General features: G+C 69.7%; 12 protein-coding genes. 2 read left to right on the top strand and 10 right to left on the bottom strand.

The annotated features are described in order from the left end of the window. Positions 1-28: 28 nt before the first annotated feature. The 3 genes from ACIA77_RS20030 to ACIA77_RS20020 all read right to left on the bottom strand — a co-directional run bounded on the left by ACIA77_RS20030 (position 29) and on the right by ACIA77_RS20020 (position 3,410). Complete coding sequence (locus ACIA77_RS20030) at positions 29-763, bottom strand: ABC transporter permease (protein ID WP_395887396.1); 735 nt, start codon at positions 761-763, stop codon at positions 29-31. After that, complete coding sequence (locus ACIA77_RS20025; RefSeq protein WP_395887395.1) at positions 760-1,662, bottom strand: ABC transporter ATP-binding protein; 903 nt, start codon at positions 1,660-1,662, stop codon at positions 760-762. Before ACIA77_RS20025 ends, ACIA77_RS20030 begins: the two co-directional genes overlap by 4 nt. Before the next feature lie 173 nt (positions 1,663-1,835). Then, positions 1,836-3,410 (bottom strand): alpha/beta hydrolase, encoded by a 1,575-nt coding sequence (locus ACIA77_RS20020; protein ID WP_395887394.1) that lies wholly within the window; start codon positions 3,408-3,410, stop codon positions 1,836-1,838. A 312-nt stretch (positions 3,411-3,722) separates the two neighbouring features. Between ACIA77_RS20020 and ACIA77_RS20015 the strand changes: the two genes are divergently transcribed. Next, positions 3,723-4,880: a macrolide family glycosyltransferase gene (locus ACIA77_RS20015; protein WP_395887588.1), complete on the top strand. Its 1,158-nt coding sequence runs from the start codon at positions 3,723-3,725 to the stop codon at positions 4,878-4,880. A 33-nt stretch (positions 4,881-4,913) separates the two neighbouring features. On the opposite strand, the gene ACIA77_RS20010 is transcribed toward ACIA77_RS20015, so the two are convergent. The 5 genes from ACIA77_RS20010 to ACIA77_RS19990 all read right to left on the bottom strand — a co-directional run bounded on the left by ACIA77_RS20010 (position 4,914) and on the right by ACIA77_RS19990 (position 10,021). Further along, a complete protein-coding gene (locus ACIA77_RS20010; protein ID WP_395887393.1) occupies positions 4,914-5,534 on the bottom strand; it encodes a YdcF family protein in 621 nt (206 codons plus the stop codon). A gap of 163 nt (positions 5,535-5,697) precedes the next feature. Further along, the gene (locus ACIA77_RS20005) at positions 5,698-7,422 is read right to left on the bottom strand and encodes an aminotransferase class V-fold PLP-dependent enzyme (protein ID WP_395887392.1); all 1,725 of its coding nucleotides are present in this window, start codon (positions 7,420-7,422) and stop codon (positions 5,698-5,700) included. After that, positions 7,419-8,186 (bottom strand): amino acid ABC transporter ATP-binding protein, encoded by a 768-nt coding sequence (locus ACIA77_RS20000; protein ID WP_395887391.1) that lies wholly within the window; start codon positions 8,184-8,186, stop codon positions 7,419-7,421. Before ACIA77_RS20000 ends, ACIA77_RS20005 begins: the two co-directional genes overlap by 4 nt. Then, complete coding sequence (locus ACIA77_RS19995) at positions 8,179-9,072, bottom strand: amino acid ABC transporter permease (RefSeq protein ID WP_395887390.1); 894 nt, start codon at positions 9,070-9,072, stop codon at positions 8,179-8,181. Before ACIA77_RS19995 ends, ACIA77_RS20000 begins: the two co-directional genes overlap by 8 nt. Continuing rightward, positions 9,059-10,021 (bottom strand): ABC transporter substrate-binding protein, encoded by a 963-nt coding sequence (locus ACIA77_RS19990; protein ID WP_395887389.1) that lies wholly within the window; start codon positions 10,019-10,021, stop codon positions 9,059-9,061. The genes ACIA77_RS19995 and ACIA77_RS19990 overlap by 14 nt, the downstream gene beginning before the upstream one ends. 101 nt (positions 10,022-10,122) lie before the next feature. Between ACIA77_RS19990 and ACIA77_RS19985 the strand changes: the two genes are divergently transcribed. After that, on the top strand, positions 10,123-11,106 hold the full coding sequence (locus tag ACIA77_RS19985; protein ID WP_395887387.1) for a Gfo/Idh/MocA family protein: 984 nt from the start codon (positions 10,123-10,125) through the stop codon (positions 11,104-11,106). Here ACIA77_RS19985 and ACIA77_RS19980 read toward each other — a convergent pair. Continuing rightward, a complete protein-coding gene (locus tag ACIA77_RS19980) occupies positions 11,064-11,645 on the bottom strand; it encodes an NADAR family protein (protein WP_395887386.1) in 582 nt (193 codons plus the stop codon). The genes ACIA77_RS19985 and ACIA77_RS19980 overlap by 43 nt on opposite strands. Before the next feature lie 1,414 nt (positions 11,646-13,059). After that, positions 13,060-14,184, bottom strand: a complete 1,125-nt coding sequence (locus ACIA77_RS19975) for an erythromycin esterase family protein (RefSeq protein ID WP_395887385.1) — start codon at positions 14,182-14,184, stop codon at positions 13,060-13,062. Positions 14,185-14,308: the final 124 nt, after the last annotated feature.

Below are 14,308 nucleotides of genomic sequence, written 5' to 3'. Positions count from 1 at the left end.
CTTATGGCCGGATTGGTAACAAGGCACGTCAAACGACCTTCGCCGTGTCCAACCGGAACCGCCGCACCACCACGAGCGCGGGCACCACCAGCCACGCGGCCAGCACCCCGATGGCGAGCCCGAGCCCGCCGGAGTGCGTCACCGGCATCGCGCCGACGCGGCCGAGCCAGTACGTCGGGATGAAGTGCGCGACCGTCGACATCCACGCCGGCATGATCGACAGCGGCATCCACAACCCGCCGAACACGCCCAGCGGCAGCATCAGCGCACCGGTCATCGCGCCGACGGTGTCGCCCTTGCCGAACAGCCCCAGCATCAACCCGAGCACCGCGAAGGGCACCGCGGCCAGCCACACGGAGACGGCCGTCGGCAGCCACTGTCCACCGGTGAGGTCGACGCCGCGCAGCGCGCCCGCCACGAAGACCACGACCAGCACGGGCAGCGCCATCGCCATCGCGGACGCGAGCTTGACGAACAGGTAGCCCGGGCCGCGCATCGGTGTGAGGCGCAGCTGGCGCTGCCAGCCGTCGGTGCGTTCGGTGGCCACGCGCGTGCCGGTGAACAGGGCGCCGCTCATGGCGCCGTACGCGCCCATGTTGATCATCGTCGTGGTGCTCGCCGGCACGCCGTCGGGCCCGACGTAGTCGCCGAACAGGCCGCCGAAGAGCAGGAACATGCCCAGCGGCACGGCGATCGTGAACAACGCGAACTGCGGGCTGCGCACGATGCGCAGGATCTCCAGGCGGAGGTAGACGAGGTTCATCGCAGTGCCCCTTCCGGCTCGTCGGCGGTCAGGGCGAGGAACGCTTCTTCGAGTCCGACGGCCGTGATCTCGATGTCGCCGGCCTCGGGGAACGTCGTGAGCAGCGCGCGGATCGCGAGGTCGGAGTCGGCGCACGCGAGCTCGGCCCGCGCGCCCTGGATCCGGGCCGTGGTGACGCCCGCGAGATCGGCCAGCGCGGCCTCGCTCGCGCCGGGCACCACGGCCCGCAGCACCCGCCCGGACACCGCGGCGCGCACCTCGGCGACGGTCCCGTCGGCCACCACGCGGCCGTGCCTCATGAGGACGACGCGGTCGGCGTAGTCCTCCGCCTCGGCGAGGTAGTGCGTCGCGAACAGCACCGTGCGCCCCGACGCGCTGAACTCGTGCATCGACGCCCAGAAGGACCGCCGCCCGTCCACGTCCATCGCGGCGGTCGGCTCGTCGAGCACCAGCAGTTCGGGGTCGCCGGCGAGCGCCAGCGCGTACCGCACGCGCTGCAGCTGACCCCCGGACAGCTTGCCGCAGCGGCGACCGGCGAACTCCCCGATACCCGCCCGTTCGACGACTTCTCCGGTGGACAGCGGGGTGCGGTACATCGACCGCATCAGCGCCACCAGCTCCGCCGGCGTCACGTCGCGCAGCAGGAACCCGTTCTGCACCATGGCCGCCAGGCGCCCGGCGTCGACCGCCGCGCGCGGGCCGCCCCCGAAGACCCGCACGTCCCCCTCGTCGGGCTTCGTCAGCCCCAGCAGCATGTCGACCGTGGTCGACTTGCCGGCCCCGTTCGGGCCCAGCAGCGCCACCACTTCACCCCGTTCGACCTCCAGTGACAACCCGTCGACCGCGAGCACGGGACCGAACCGCTTGGTCAGTCCCCGCAGGCTGAACGCCTCGCTCATCTCGTCCCCCATCGACTTTGCATCGCAAACCTCCTGGCGAACTTTGTAACACAAACCTCGCTGCGATGAAAAGCCCTAGGTACGGCGAACTCGATTGATCAAGGTCCTCGAGACAGCGAAGCGCCGGGCGGGGAGAGTCCCCGCCCGGCGCTCGGCTGTGCTGTTTCAGCAGGTCAGAGGTGACCCACCAGCGGCAGCGACCGCGCCTTCGCCTGCTCCTGAGCGGCCGGCGCCGACGGCGCGGGCTGCGGCTGGGGCAGCGGGGCGCATTCGACGTCCGCCGTGCGGCCCGGCTTGCGGGCCGGCAGTGCGCCGGTCGCCAGGTAGTCCGCGATCTTCGTGTCGACGCACGCGTTGCCGCGCGGGGTGATGGCGTGGCTGGTGCCACCCGGCTCCGCGATCAGCGACGCACCCGGGAAGCGGCTGCGGACCTCGAGGCTGCCTTCGTACGGCGTGGCCGCGTCGAGAGTCTCGTCGATCATCAGCACGCTCTTCACGCCCTTGCCGTCGACCTGCACCGGCTTGCCGGCCTTCGCGGGCCAGAACACGCAGGGCGCGTTGAACCACGCGTTCTGCCAGGTGAAGTACGGCGCCTTGAGGAACGTCTTCCAGTTGTCGACGCGCCACTGGTTCCAGTTCGTCGGCCACTGCACGTCGGTGCACTGCACGCCGAGGTACACGGCGTAACCGTTGTCGCTGTCGGACTCGAACAGGGCCTTGACCTGCGACGGGTCGCCCTTGGTCACGAGGGCCGACAGCGCGTCGGCGACACCGAGCCAGGTCAGCTGGTAGTACGAGGCCTGCTGGATGACGTCGGTCAGCTCGTCGGGGCCGATCTGGCCCCCGGCGGGCTTGAACGACAGCTTGACCAGCTCGCGGTCGACGGTCGCCTTCACCGCGGCCTGCGTCTTGCCCAGGTGGTAGGTGCTGTCGTACTTCGCGAGCCAGCCGAACCAGAGGTTGATGTTGCGGTCGAACGCCACGTCCTGGTTCAGGTTCGCCTGGTACCACACGTTGCGCGGGTCGACGGTCGAGTCGAGCACCATGCGGCGCACGCGCTGCGGGAACATCGTGCCGTAGACCTGGCCGAGGTAAGTGCCGTACGAGTACCCGTAGAAGTTGATCTGGTCGGCACCCAAAGCGGCGCGGATCGAGTCCATGTCGCGCACCGTGTCGGTGGTCTTCAGGTTGTCGAGCAGCGCCTTCGGGTTCTTCTTGGCGCAGTCCGCGGCGTAGTTCTTGGCGCGGTCGAGCCAGGTCTTCTCCAGCTGCGGCGTGAGCGGCACGTAGGAGGGCCGGTCGAAGCTCGTGTAGCCGTTGTCGCACGACAGCGCGGGCTTGCTGGAGCCGACGCCGCGCGGGTCGAAGCCGATCCAGTCGTACGCGTCGCCCGCGTGGTTCGGGACGTTGCCGCCGACGCGCGAGAGCGTGAGCCCGGAACCGCCGGGGCCACCGGGGTTGGTGAGCATGACGCCCTGGTACTGCGAGTCCGGCGTCTTGTGCTTGATGCGGCTCACGGCGAGCTGCGCCTTGGCGCCGGCGGGGTTGCGGTAGTCCAGCGGCACGGTCACGAAACCGCACTGGGCGCCCGCCGCCTGCAGGCCGGCGTTGTCGCACGGTCCCCACGTCACGGGCGGCGGGGTGTAGGCCGCGGGGGCCGGCGCGGCGGGCGCCGCGCCGGCGGCGGGCGCGACGACCAGCGAGGCCAGCGTCGCGGCGGCGACCGCCGCGAAGACAGCACGTCTCACGGGTGTTCCTTCCCTGTCGGGTTCGAGTCGGTCGGGGTTCGCCAGACCCTAGACCGGTTCGTGCCCGCTGACCGGCACCTCGCCCGTCAGCGCCCGATAGTCCCTACTAAAGGTGGACTTTCGATCCGGAAATCGGGTTGGTCATCGCCCACGCGGACCGCTACGGTGGCTCGCATGACGATCTTCCAGCGCATTCGGCGGCTCTGACCCCGGCGTGACTCTTCACGGCCGCGCTCCTGCGCGGCCGTCCCCCTTGCGCGCCGGGCCCTTCCCTCCAGTCCGGAAAGGACCCACCCCTTGCGCGAACACATCATGATGGTCGGCGCCACCGCGCCGAGCCACATCTACCCGTCCCTGGCTGTCATCGCCGAACTCGTGCGCCGCGGCCACCGCGTCAGCTACGTCGTGGGTTCCCCCTTGGCGTCGCTGGTCGAACCGACGGGCGCCGAGGTGGTCACCCACCCGACGATCCTGCCCCTCGGCGAAGCCGGCGTCTGGCCCGACGACCCGGCCGACGCCATGCGCGTCTTCCTCGACGAGGCGATCGCCGTGCACCCGGTTCTCCTCGACGCGTTCGACAACGATCGCCCCGATCTGGTGCTGTACGACATCGGCGGGCTCGGCGCACCACTGCTGGCTTCCCGTTACGGCGTGCCCGCCGTGCAGCTCTCGCCGACGCTGGTCGCGTGGGAGGGCTATGACGAGGACATGGCCGAGATCATGGGTCCGATCAAGTCCTCACCGTCCGGTGTGGACTACGCGCGGACGTTCGGCGAGTGGTTGCGGGAGAACGGTGTCGACGAGGACGCGTGGACGTGGTTGGGCCACCCGCCGCGGGTGCTGTCGCTGATCCCGCGCGCGATGCAGCCGCACGGGGACCGCGTCGGTCCGCACGTGCAGTTCGTCGGGCCGTGCCTGTCCCCCGACCGTCTGGCCGACCGCAGCTGGACCCCGCCGTCCGACGGGAAACCCGTGCTGCTGGTGTCGTTCGGCACGGCGTTCACCGACCAGCTGCCCGTGTACCGGGCGTGCCTGTCCGCCTTCGCGGATTCCGGGTGGCACGTGGTGCTGTCGCTGGGTTCGTTCGTGGCCCCCGAGGACCTCGGCCCACTGCCACCGTCGTTCGAAGTGCACGAACGCGTTCCCCAGCTCGCGGTCCTCGAAGCCGCCTCGGCGTTCATCACCCACGCCGGCATGGGCAGCTGCACGGAATCCCTGTGGTACGGCGTGCCCACGGTCGCCATCCCGCAGGCCGCCGACCAGTTCGGCAACGCGGCCCAGCTGGAATCCCTCGGCGTCGGCCGCCACCTCCCGGCCGCCGACGTCACCCCGGCGTCCCTGCGCACGCTGGTCGACGAGGTCGCCGCCTCGGCCGACGTGGCCGCGCGACTCGCCGCGCTGAAGGCGGAAATCCGCGCCCACGGCGGGATCGACGTGGCCGCTGATGCGGTGGAGGCGTTCCTGAAGTAACTCACCCGCGTAGCGCGAACGCCCCGGCTGTGATCACCCGCGAGGCGGTAGCGGCCAGAGCGAGATCTTCCTCTCGTCGTCTTCGAGGCCGCGCAGCGTCCACAGCCCGTACAGAGCCAGCAGCGGTTTGACGATCAGCCACTCGCCGGGGCGGTAATCCCCGGCGAGCACGAGCCTTTCGGCAAGATCAGGACGCTGCCGCCGCAAGTACGCCCGGGCTTTGAGCGCGTGAGCTGGTTGAGAAGCGATCTTGATGCGGTCGACGTCCTCGAGCAGGGGGATCACGTTCGTGACGTTCTCCCACGTCGTGCCACTGTGGTCTTCGAGGAACACTGTGCCGGAGAACTCGAGGACCGACTTCGCGTAGTCAGCCATCACCTGAGCCTCAGCAGCGCCGGTGCTGACCGCGCCGCCGCTGAAAATCACGCGCACGTCCCGTCCGTTGCCGGTACCGATGGAGCGCAGGCCGGCACGGACTCGCCAGCGGTTGATGAGGTTCGCCGTCGCCTGGGGGTTCCGGTATCCCAGCACGACCACGGCCTCGGAGACGCCCCCACGGCGCCCCACGAGGGCTCGTGACCAGCGCCAGTTCAACCATTCTCCCCAAGCCAGGGTTGCCGCCCCGGCTACCAGCAATCCGGTCCGCAGTCGCACGCGACGACTCTAGGGCACCCCCGTTGGTCCGATGGGGTTCAAGACGCTCCTGCCAGTGACCCGGATCCTTGCAGCGCCGATCTGCAAGAGCCCGGGAACGCCATGAACCGCCGGCCCCGCGGCGGTGCGACCGCCTGTTCCGCCGCAGCCCCTCTCCGCCCGGTCAGGCCCTGATCTCGTTGAGGTAGTTGTAGATCGTGTACCTCGTGACGTCCAGGTGCGTCGCCAGGTGGTCTACCGCGTCCTTGATCAGGAAGAAGCCCGCTTCGTCCAGTTCGCGGACCACGGCGGCCTTGTGGCGTTTCTTCATGAGCTCCACCGGGATCCCCGCCTTGCCGATCGCGCGGTCGACGAGGAAGCGCTGCAGGCTGTCGACGTCCGGGGGGAACGTTTCCGCCCGCGCGAGGGCGGCGGCGCCGTCCGCGGAGGTCTCGCTGTTCACGCACAGGCAGCCGACGGCGGTGCCGTCCGCGTCGCGCAAGAAAAGGGTGGACGAGCGGATCGGGCGGCCGTCCGGGCCGTGGGTCTGGTAGTTCGTGAGGTCTTGCGTGGTGCCGCGGCGGACGAGGCCCAGCAACAAGTCCGTCATGGGGCCGCCGACCGTGCGGCCGGTGACGTCGCCCGCGATGGCGACGATGGAGTCGGGCAGGCGCGACAGGTCGTGGAGCAGGACCTCGTTGCCGGGGCCCAGCATGGCGGCGAGGCCGTCGACGGCGGGGATCAGCGAAGTCAGCAACGCGTGCGTCGCCGCGCCCGCGGCGGCCGGGCCGACGACGACGGACTTGCGCGGGCGCAGCAGACCGTCCAAAGCGGACCGCAGAGCGTCGGCCGCGGCGACGGGTGTGGAGGCGTGCGGGGAGAGCCGCACGTGCTCGGGGCGGACCGTCGCCGCGATGCCGGCCGCGGACAGCGCCGCGCCGACCTGCTCCGCCGGGTGGCCGGGCAGGGTGAACGCCAGGATGCCCGCGCGCCGTTCCGTCGCGGACACGATCGAACCGCCCAGCGACAGCAGCACTTCTTCGAGCGCGCCCACGCGTTCCGCGATCCGCCCGGCGATCGCCGCGACGCCCGCTTCCTCCACGAGCTCCAGCGCCGCCGCGAAGGCACCCGACGTGACCGGGCTCAGGTTCGAGATCGACCAGCCCGCAGCGGTCGCGTCGGCGGGGTGGATCTCGTCGTCGAACAGGCCGGGGTCGCGCGCGCCCGTCCAGCCGGACAGGATCGGCTCAAGCCGCTCCAGCGCGCGGTCGGACAGCACCGCGAACCCCGTGCCCCAGCCCGCGCGCAGCCACTTCTGGCCACCGGCCACGAGCACGTCCGCGACCTCCCACGGCTCCTCGACCACGCCGAAACCCTGGATGGCGTCGACGACCAGCAGCCGGTCACCCACCACCTCGCGCACCGCGGCGAGGTCGGCGCGGTAGCCCGTGCGGAAGTCGACGGCGCTGACCGACACCACCGTCGTCTCGGGCGTCAGGGCTTCCGCGACGCGGGAAGCCGTCACGTAGCCGCTGGGCAACCGGCGAACGCGCACTCGCCCGGCCTGCTCGGCCCGCGCCCACGGGTAGGTGTTGGCCGGGAACTCCGCCGCCGACACGAGCACTTCGCCGGTGCTGTTGAACGCCGCCTGGAACAGGCCGAGGCTCGTGTGCGGCAGCAGCACCGTGTGGTCGGTGTCGCTGCCGCACAGCCGCGCGGCGGCCGCCTTGGCGCGCGTCTCCTGGCGCATCAGCTCGTCCACAGTGGACGGACCGGCCTTCGTCGTCGCCTCGAGCAGGCTCGCCGTGGTGTCGAGCACCGCGTGCGACGGCGGCCCGAAGCGCGCGAAGTCGAGGTAGCCGGCGGGCTCGTCGAACTGCAGCAGGTACCGGGGCGAGATCCGCGTCACGAGAGGACCCGCGCGAGGAACTGGCGGGTGCGCTCGTGTTCCGGCGCCTTCAGCACGCGCTCCGGCGGGCCGGTTTCGACCACCGCGCCGTCGGCGAGGAACACCACCTCGTCGGCCGCCTCGGCGGCGAAGGCCATTTCGTGCGTCACGACCACCATCGTCATCCCCTCCTGCGCCAACGTGCTCATCACGGCGAGCACCTCCCCCACCAGCTCCGGGTCGAGCGCCGACGTCGGCTCGTCGAACAGCATCAGCTTCGGCTTCATCGCCAGCGACCGCGCGATCGCAACACGCTGCTGCTGGCCACCCGAAAGCTGCGCCGGGTACGCGTCGGCGCGGTGCGCGAGCCCGACGCGGTCCAGCAGCTCCAGCGCCTCCGTGCGCGCCCGCTCCGGGTTCGTGCCGAGCACCCGCACGGGCCCTTCGACGACGTTCTCCAGCGCCGTCCGGTGCCCGAACAGGTTGAAGCGCTGGAACACCATGCCGATGTCGCGACGCTGCTTGGCGACGTCCTTTTCGCGCAGCTCGTACAGCTTCCCGCCGCGCAGCTTGAACCCGATCGGCTCGCCGTCCACCCACACCTGACCGGCGTCGATGGTCTCCAGGTGGTTGAGGCACCTGAGAAAAGTGCTCTTGCCCGCGCCCGACGGCCCGAGCAGGCACACCACCTGACCCCGGTGCACCTCGAGGTCGATGCCCTTGAGCACCTCCGTGTGCCCGTAGCTCTTGCGCACGTCGACCGCACGCAGCAAAGGTTCAGACACGGGCGCTCCTCACCAGCGGCATCCCCCGCAACGCCCGGCCCGCGCGCGCCACCGGACCCCGGTCGGCCGCCCCGAAGGCGCGTTCGAGGTAGTGCTGGCCGACGCCGGCCACGGTCACCACGACCATGTACCAGATCGCCGCCGCGATCAGCGTTTCCATCACCAGCAGGTTGTTCGACGAGATGTTGTTGGCCGCGTGGATCAGCTCCGTCACGCCGATCACCGACGCCATCGACGTGCCCTTGAGCATGTTGATGAAGTCGTTGCCGGTCGGCGGGATGATCACGCGCATCGCCTGCGGGAGCACGACCCGGCGCAGCGTCGCGCCCGGGGTCATGCCGATCGACTTCGCGGCTTCGGTCTGCCCGGCGTCCACGCTGGTGAGGCCCGCGCGCACGATCTCGGCCATGTACGCGCTTTCGTTCAGCGCCAAGCCGAGCAGGGCCGCGGTGAACGCGCTGATCAGCACGTTCGTCTGCTCGTGGACGAGGTAACCGCCGAAGGGCAGCGGGATCGAGATCGTCGGGAAGATCAGCGCGAGGTTGTACCAGATCAGGATCTGCAGCAGCACCGGAAGCCCGCGGAAGAGCCAGGTGTACGCGGCGGCGAACCACTTGGCCACGGGGTTGGCGCTGCGGCGCAGCAACGCGATCAGGATGCCGAGCACGATGGCGACGGCCTGCGAGATCACCGCGAGCACCACGGTGTTGAGCAGGCCGACCGCCATCACGCGGTACAACACGAAGTCCGGCACCGAGCCCCACTCGATCTGGGCCTGCGCGAGCGCGAACCCCAGCAGCACGAGCACGGCGATGATGACCACCGCCGAAACCCAGCGGCCCCAGTGCCGGAGCCGGACGATCGGCAGCGGCTCAGCTCCCGCCATTGACGGCCGCCTCCTTGACCGCGCCCTGCTCCACACCCCAGGCCTGCAGGATCTTGCCGTACGTGCCGTCGGTGATGAGCTCCTGCAGCGCCTGCTTCACGGCGTCGCGCAGCTTCGTGTTGGTCTTGGTGAAGCCGATCCCGTACGGGCCGCCCTCGATGGGCTGGCCGGGCACGACCTCGAAGAACTTGCCGTCGCCGGCGGTGCGCGAGATGTAGACGGCGCTGGGCAGGTCGTTGAGGATCGCGGCGACGCGGCCGGTGCGCAGCTGGTTCTGGTTCTGCGTGTCGGAGTCGGTGGCCGTCACGGTGATCGCCGGCTTGCCGGCCTGCGTGCACTTGGTGCTCTGCGCGGCGGCGAACTTCTGGTGGCTCGTGCCCTGGACGACGGCGACGTTCTTGCCGCACAACGTGTCCGGGCCCGTGACGCCGTCGGGGTTGCCCTTGCGGACCATGATCGTGATGCCGGAGGAGAAGTAGTCGACGAAGTCGATCTGCTGCTGGCGTTCCTTCGTGTCGTTCATCGCGGCCATGGTCAGGTCGACGCGGCCGGACTGCAGGCTCGTGATGAGCGAACCGAACGCCATGTCCTGGTACGACACCGTGACGCCGAGCTTGGCGCCGATGGCCTTCGCGAGGTCGACCTCGTAGCCGATGGGCGTCTTGCCGTCGCTCGAGTAGAAGTTGTTGGGCGCCGACTGGATGTTCGACGCGAGGTGCAGCGTCTTGGCCTGCGCGACCGGGGGCGGCAGCGCGGCGGTGAGCTGCGCGTCCGGCTTCACGGCGGAGATCAGCGCGGAGTTGTCCGGGATGGCCGAGGCGGCGGGCTGGTCGGCGGCGGCCGAGCCGCCGGCGCCGTCGGGACCACCTCCGCAGGCGGCGGTGACGAGAGCGAGCGAACCGGCGAGCAGGCCGGCCTGCCAGGCGCGGGTACGGGACGGCGACGGCATGCGGGGACCTCCAAGGCGTCGTGGTGGCCGGAACGCTACAACTCGTTGTTGAAGAGGTCAACGGGGAGTTGAAGTTCGCTGGTCCGCTAGGGTTCCTGATCATGCGCATGGGAGTGCTCGGAGCCGCCGCGATCGCACCCGCGGCCTTCCTGCGGCCGGCCCGGGAGAACCCGGACGTCGACATCGCCGCTGTCGCCGCGCGGGACGTCGCGCGCGCCCACGAGTTCGCGGCGAAGCACCGCATCCCGCGGGTGCACTCGACGTACGAGGAACTGCTGGCGGACCCGTCGATCGACGCCGTCTACAACCCGACGCCCAACGGCCTGCACGGCCGCTGGACGCTCGCCGCGCTGGCCGCCGGCAAGCACGTGCTGTGTGAGAAACCGTTCACCGCCAACGCTTCCGAAGCCCGCGCCGTCGCCGACGCGGCGGACGCGTCGGGGCTCGTGGTGATGGAGGCGTTCCACTACCGCTACCACCCGTTCGCCCGGCGCGTGGAGGAGCTACTGGCGTCCGGCGAGCTGGGCGAGGTGCAGCACGTGGAGGCCTCGGTGTGCTTCCCGCTGCCGCGGTTCAAGGACATCCGCTACGACCTGCGACTGGCGGGCGGCGCGACCATGGATGCCGGCTGCTACGCGGTCCACCTGGCCCGGCTACTGGGTGGCGCCACGCCTTCCGTGGTGTCCGCCCGCGCGAAGCTGCACTCCCCCGAGGTCGACCGCGCGATGACGGCGTCGCTCTCGTTCCCGTCCGGCGCGACGGGCCGGGTGCGCTGCTCGCTGTGGTCGTCGGCCGTGCTGCGGATCAGCGCGCGGGTGCGGTGCAGCCGCGGTGAGCTGCGTGCTTTCAACCCGATCTCGCCGAGCCTCTACCACCGGCTGTCGATCCGGCGCTCCGGCGGCAGCCGCGAAGTCGTCCACTTCACGCGGCGGCCGACGTATGCGTTCCAGCTGGAGGCCTTCGCGGACGCGGTGCTGCGGGACGGCCCCGTGCCGACCTCCCCGGCGGACGCGATCGAGACGATGACGGTGCTGGACTCGATCTACTCGGCCGCGGGTTTGCGCCCGCGCGTACCGACCGCCTGACGTACCTCCATCAGCGCGAAGCCGAGGAGGTTCAGCCCGCGCCACGCGCGCGGTTCACCGATCCGCTCGTCGTCCGGCGCCAGGCCGATCCCCCACACCCGGTCGACCGGACTCGCCTCGACGAGCACGCGGTCCCCGGTGTTGCCCAGGTACTCACCGAGCCCGGCGTTCTGCCCGAACTTCGCCACGTTCCCCTCGACGACGATCCCGAAGCGGTGCGCGTTCCACACGTCTTCCTCGAACCCGCGCACCTCCCGGCCGAACGCCTTCGCCTGCCTCGGATGCCTCGCGGCGAGGATCTTCGCCGCCACCACGTCGTCACCGAACAGGATCGCCTTGCGCCACATCATGTAGTGCTCGGCGGTCTCGAAGATCCTCCCCTCCCGCTCGAACGCCGCCGGCCACCACTGACTCAGACACCCCGCCCCGATGCGGTTCCCGGGGTCGGGCCGGTGGCCCCAGAAGGGGAGATACTTGAACCGCCGCCCCCGATCGAGGGCACGACAGAGCTCGTCGAACGTCCGGGGCTGAGGTGGCATGAGGACAGTGTGGCTGAGGGTGGGGCAAGTTGCGCGGGGTTTTGGCTGGTTGGGCTGGATGGAGGGGGCGGGGTGGTGCGGGTGGGGGTGGGAGTGTCGGGTGGAGTGGACCAGTTTGGGACGGGGCCGGGTGCTGTCGCTTTGACGGCAGCGCATCGTCTGGAGCTGATTGCTTCGTGGCGGCTCTTTGAACTGGAACACTGCCGGTGGTGACCGGCTGCCATCTGTCTCAACTGCAGCCAGACTTCCCGACCCGATCCTCTGCGCGACCCCTCTTTGAACCGGAACACCGCCAGTGGTGACCGGCTGCCATCTGTCTCAACCGCAGCCAGACTTCCCGACCCGATCCTCTGCGCAACCCCTCTTTAAACCGGGCCACTGCCGCTGGCGACCGACCACCATCTGCCCCAACCGCAGCCCATCTCCCAACCCGACCCTGCGCGACCCCTCTTTACACCGGGCCACTGCCGCTGGCGACCGACCACCATCTGCCCCAACCGCAGCCAATCTCCCCAACCCGACCCCTGCGCGCCCCCTCCTTAAACCGGAACACCGCACTGGCAACCGTCCACCATCTAACCAATGGTCACCGATGCTGGGACGAACGAGAACGACCAACCCCCGCCCTGCTCCCCGATACGAAGCCAGAACGCGGTTCGGGGCCTCTTGTCAAGGTACGCTTTCCCGCCTTGACAAGAGGCCCCGAACCGTAGTCATAATTGGGCTTCGGGGAGCTTCTCGTGAGCTTTTTCGCCGCAGGCGGACTCTTTACGCCCGCAGGGCGACACCCCAAAGAAAAACCGCCCTTCGGGCGAAAATACCCCATGAGAACGGCACCCCGTCAGCCAATCGTTCTACGGTACTCACTTTGTGTCAAGGCTGGAAAGAGTACCTTGACACAAAGTGAGTACCGTAGAGGAGGCTGAGGATCGGGGGCGGGGGAGGGGTGGGTGGTTCCCATTCCGTTGTTTCGTTGCAGCGACGTATTTGTTGGCGGTGCAACGATGTTTGCGGTTTCTCACGCATGGGGTGTTACGGCCGCCTGGTCAGCCGCGGTGCAATGCTGCCGGTGGCGCATCGGTTCAGTCTTCGTCGTTTTCGAACCAGTGGCCGATGTTGGTCCAGGCGAAGTCGGATTTCCATTCGTCGCCGCCTGTCAGCCAGCCGGAAAATGCAGTATTGACTTTTTCCCTCGATACAGTGAGCGTTTGATAGTGCTCGGATGGTGTGCCGGCGCGGTACTCGAGTTGGTAGATGCCGTTGGGGCGGTACCAGACTTGCCAGAATTCGTTGTCGTGGGCGCCGTGGAGGATGGCGTGGGCGTCGCGGGCAGGGATTCCAGGAGGGCCGCGAAGGTGTTCGCGGTGGGATTTTCAAGGGTGAGGCCGGTTGAGGTGGTGAGGGTGGGCAAGGGTCAGGTGTCCTTCAGCTCGTTCGTCGTCTTCGTGGTGTCCATGATCTGGAGTATCGCGTCGGCCGTGTCGATTGTTGCTTGGTCCAGCGGGAAGTAGCCGCGGTCGGGGTGGGGGGAGGTGCGGGGTGGCGCGGAGCGGAGGTGGTTCGGCGGGAGGAGGTGCCAGGAGGACGACGGGGGCGGTGGGGTCGGCAACTGCAGGTCGTCGGTCGTGGAGGGGATGAAGAAGTAGTCCTGGGAAACCGCGGTGAGGATTGAGCCGGCGCTGGGCCAGTCGAGGGTGGTGAGTGGGGAGGACCAGGTGCAGAGGGGGCGTTGCAGGTGGAGGTTGTGGGCGGAGACCAAGGTGGCGCCGCGAGGGGATTCGTGGTGGCGGATGTCCAGGAGGTTCTGGGCCATCTGCGCGTCGCGGACTGCGGAGAGGAGGGAGATGCGCGTGCGGAGGTCGGTGTCGGTTGCGGCGGTGCGGTGGTAGCGGAGGAGGCCGAGGGCGGCGGTGCAGTGGGTGTGCGCGCGGAGCCACGACTCGTGCGACGTCGCGGCGACCAGGGCGGGAGCGCGGACGTACAGGAGTGACAGCAGGTCGTCGGCCAGGGTGCGGAGGCGGTCGGACGCGGGGGTGGCGCCCGGGGAGCGCTTCGGGTCCAGGACGGCCTCCTCGCGGGACCAGTCGTCGTCCGGGCCGGTCAGGGCGGCGATGTCCCAGTCCAGAGCGAGGTAGTCGCGGGTGTGTTCCAGGTAGGTGCGGGGGCTGGGGGCGCTGGTCATCTCGGTGGGCAGGTCGAAGCCGTGGAAGCGGACGCGGTCGGCGGGATCGGCGGCGGCCGCGTTGTGGGTGCGCAGCCATTCGACGAGGGCGCGGTTGCCCGCGAGGGAGCCGAAGGTGTGGGTGAAGCCGGTGGCCAGCACGTCGTCGAGGTCGCCGCCGCGGCCGAGGACGTAGTCGTTGACCTTCCACGCGGCCACGCGGTCGGTTTCGAGGGCGATGGAGCGGAAACCGGCGGCGACGAGCTGGGCGAAGACGGCGTTGCGGGTCCACTGGAAGGCCGGTTCGGAGTGAGTCGGCTCACCCAGGGCGACGAGCTCGGCCGACGGCGGGACGAAATCGTGGATCTGCTGGTTCATGAGCTTGAATCGTATCGTTGAACTCCCTATTGAAACCTTCTCCGAGAACAAGGGTGAAGTTCACCCACAACCCTCAAACAGGCAGTTCACCCACCCCGTGCCGCGGGAGGCGGCGGGCCGGGAG

Origin of the sequence: Amycolatopsis sp. NPDC051903 (genome assembly GCF_044452505.1) — a bacterium.
In the GTDB taxonomy this organism is placed as follows: Bacteria; Actinomycetota; Actinomycetes; order Mycobacteriales; family Pseudonocardiaceae; genus Amycolatopsis.
This window is presented reverse-complemented; position numbering and strand designations above follow the sequence as displayed.

Bases quoted from the DNA above. Each gene is read 5' to 3' on its own strand.
- ACIA77_RS20030 (WP_395887396.1), bottom strand. From the start codon at position 763: ATGAACCTCGTCTACCTCCGCCTGGAGATCCTGCGCATCGTGCGCAGC.
- ACIA77_RS20025 (WP_395887395.1), bottom strand. From the start codon at position 1,662: ATGAGCGAGGCGTTCAGCCTGCGGGGACTGACCAAGCGGTTCGGTCCC.
- ACIA77_RS20015 (WP_395887588.1), top strand. From the start codon at position 3,723: ATGATGGTCGGCGCCACCGCGCCGAGCCACATCTACCCGTCCCTGGCT.
- ACIA77_RS19995 (WP_395887390.1), bottom strand. From the start codon at position 9,072: ATGGCGGGAGCTGAGCCGCTGCCGATCGTCCGGCTCCGGCACTGGGGC.
- ACIA77_RS19990 (WP_395887389.1), bottom strand. From the start codon at position 10,021: ATGCCGTCGCCGTCCCGTACCCGCGCCTGGCAGGCCGGCCTGCTCGCC.
- ACIA77_RS19985 (WP_395887387.1), top strand. From the start codon at position 10,123: ATGCGCATGGGAGTGCTCGGAGCCGCCGCGATCGCACCCGCGGCCTTC.
- ACIA77_RS19980 (WP_395887386.1), bottom strand. From the start codon at position 11,645: ATGCCACCTCAGCCCCGGACGTTCGACGAGCTCTGTCGTGCCCTCGAT.
- ACIA77_RS19975 (WP_395887385.1), bottom strand. From the start codon at position 14,184: ATGAACCAGCAGATCCACGATTTCGTCCCGCCGTCGGCCGAGCTCGTC.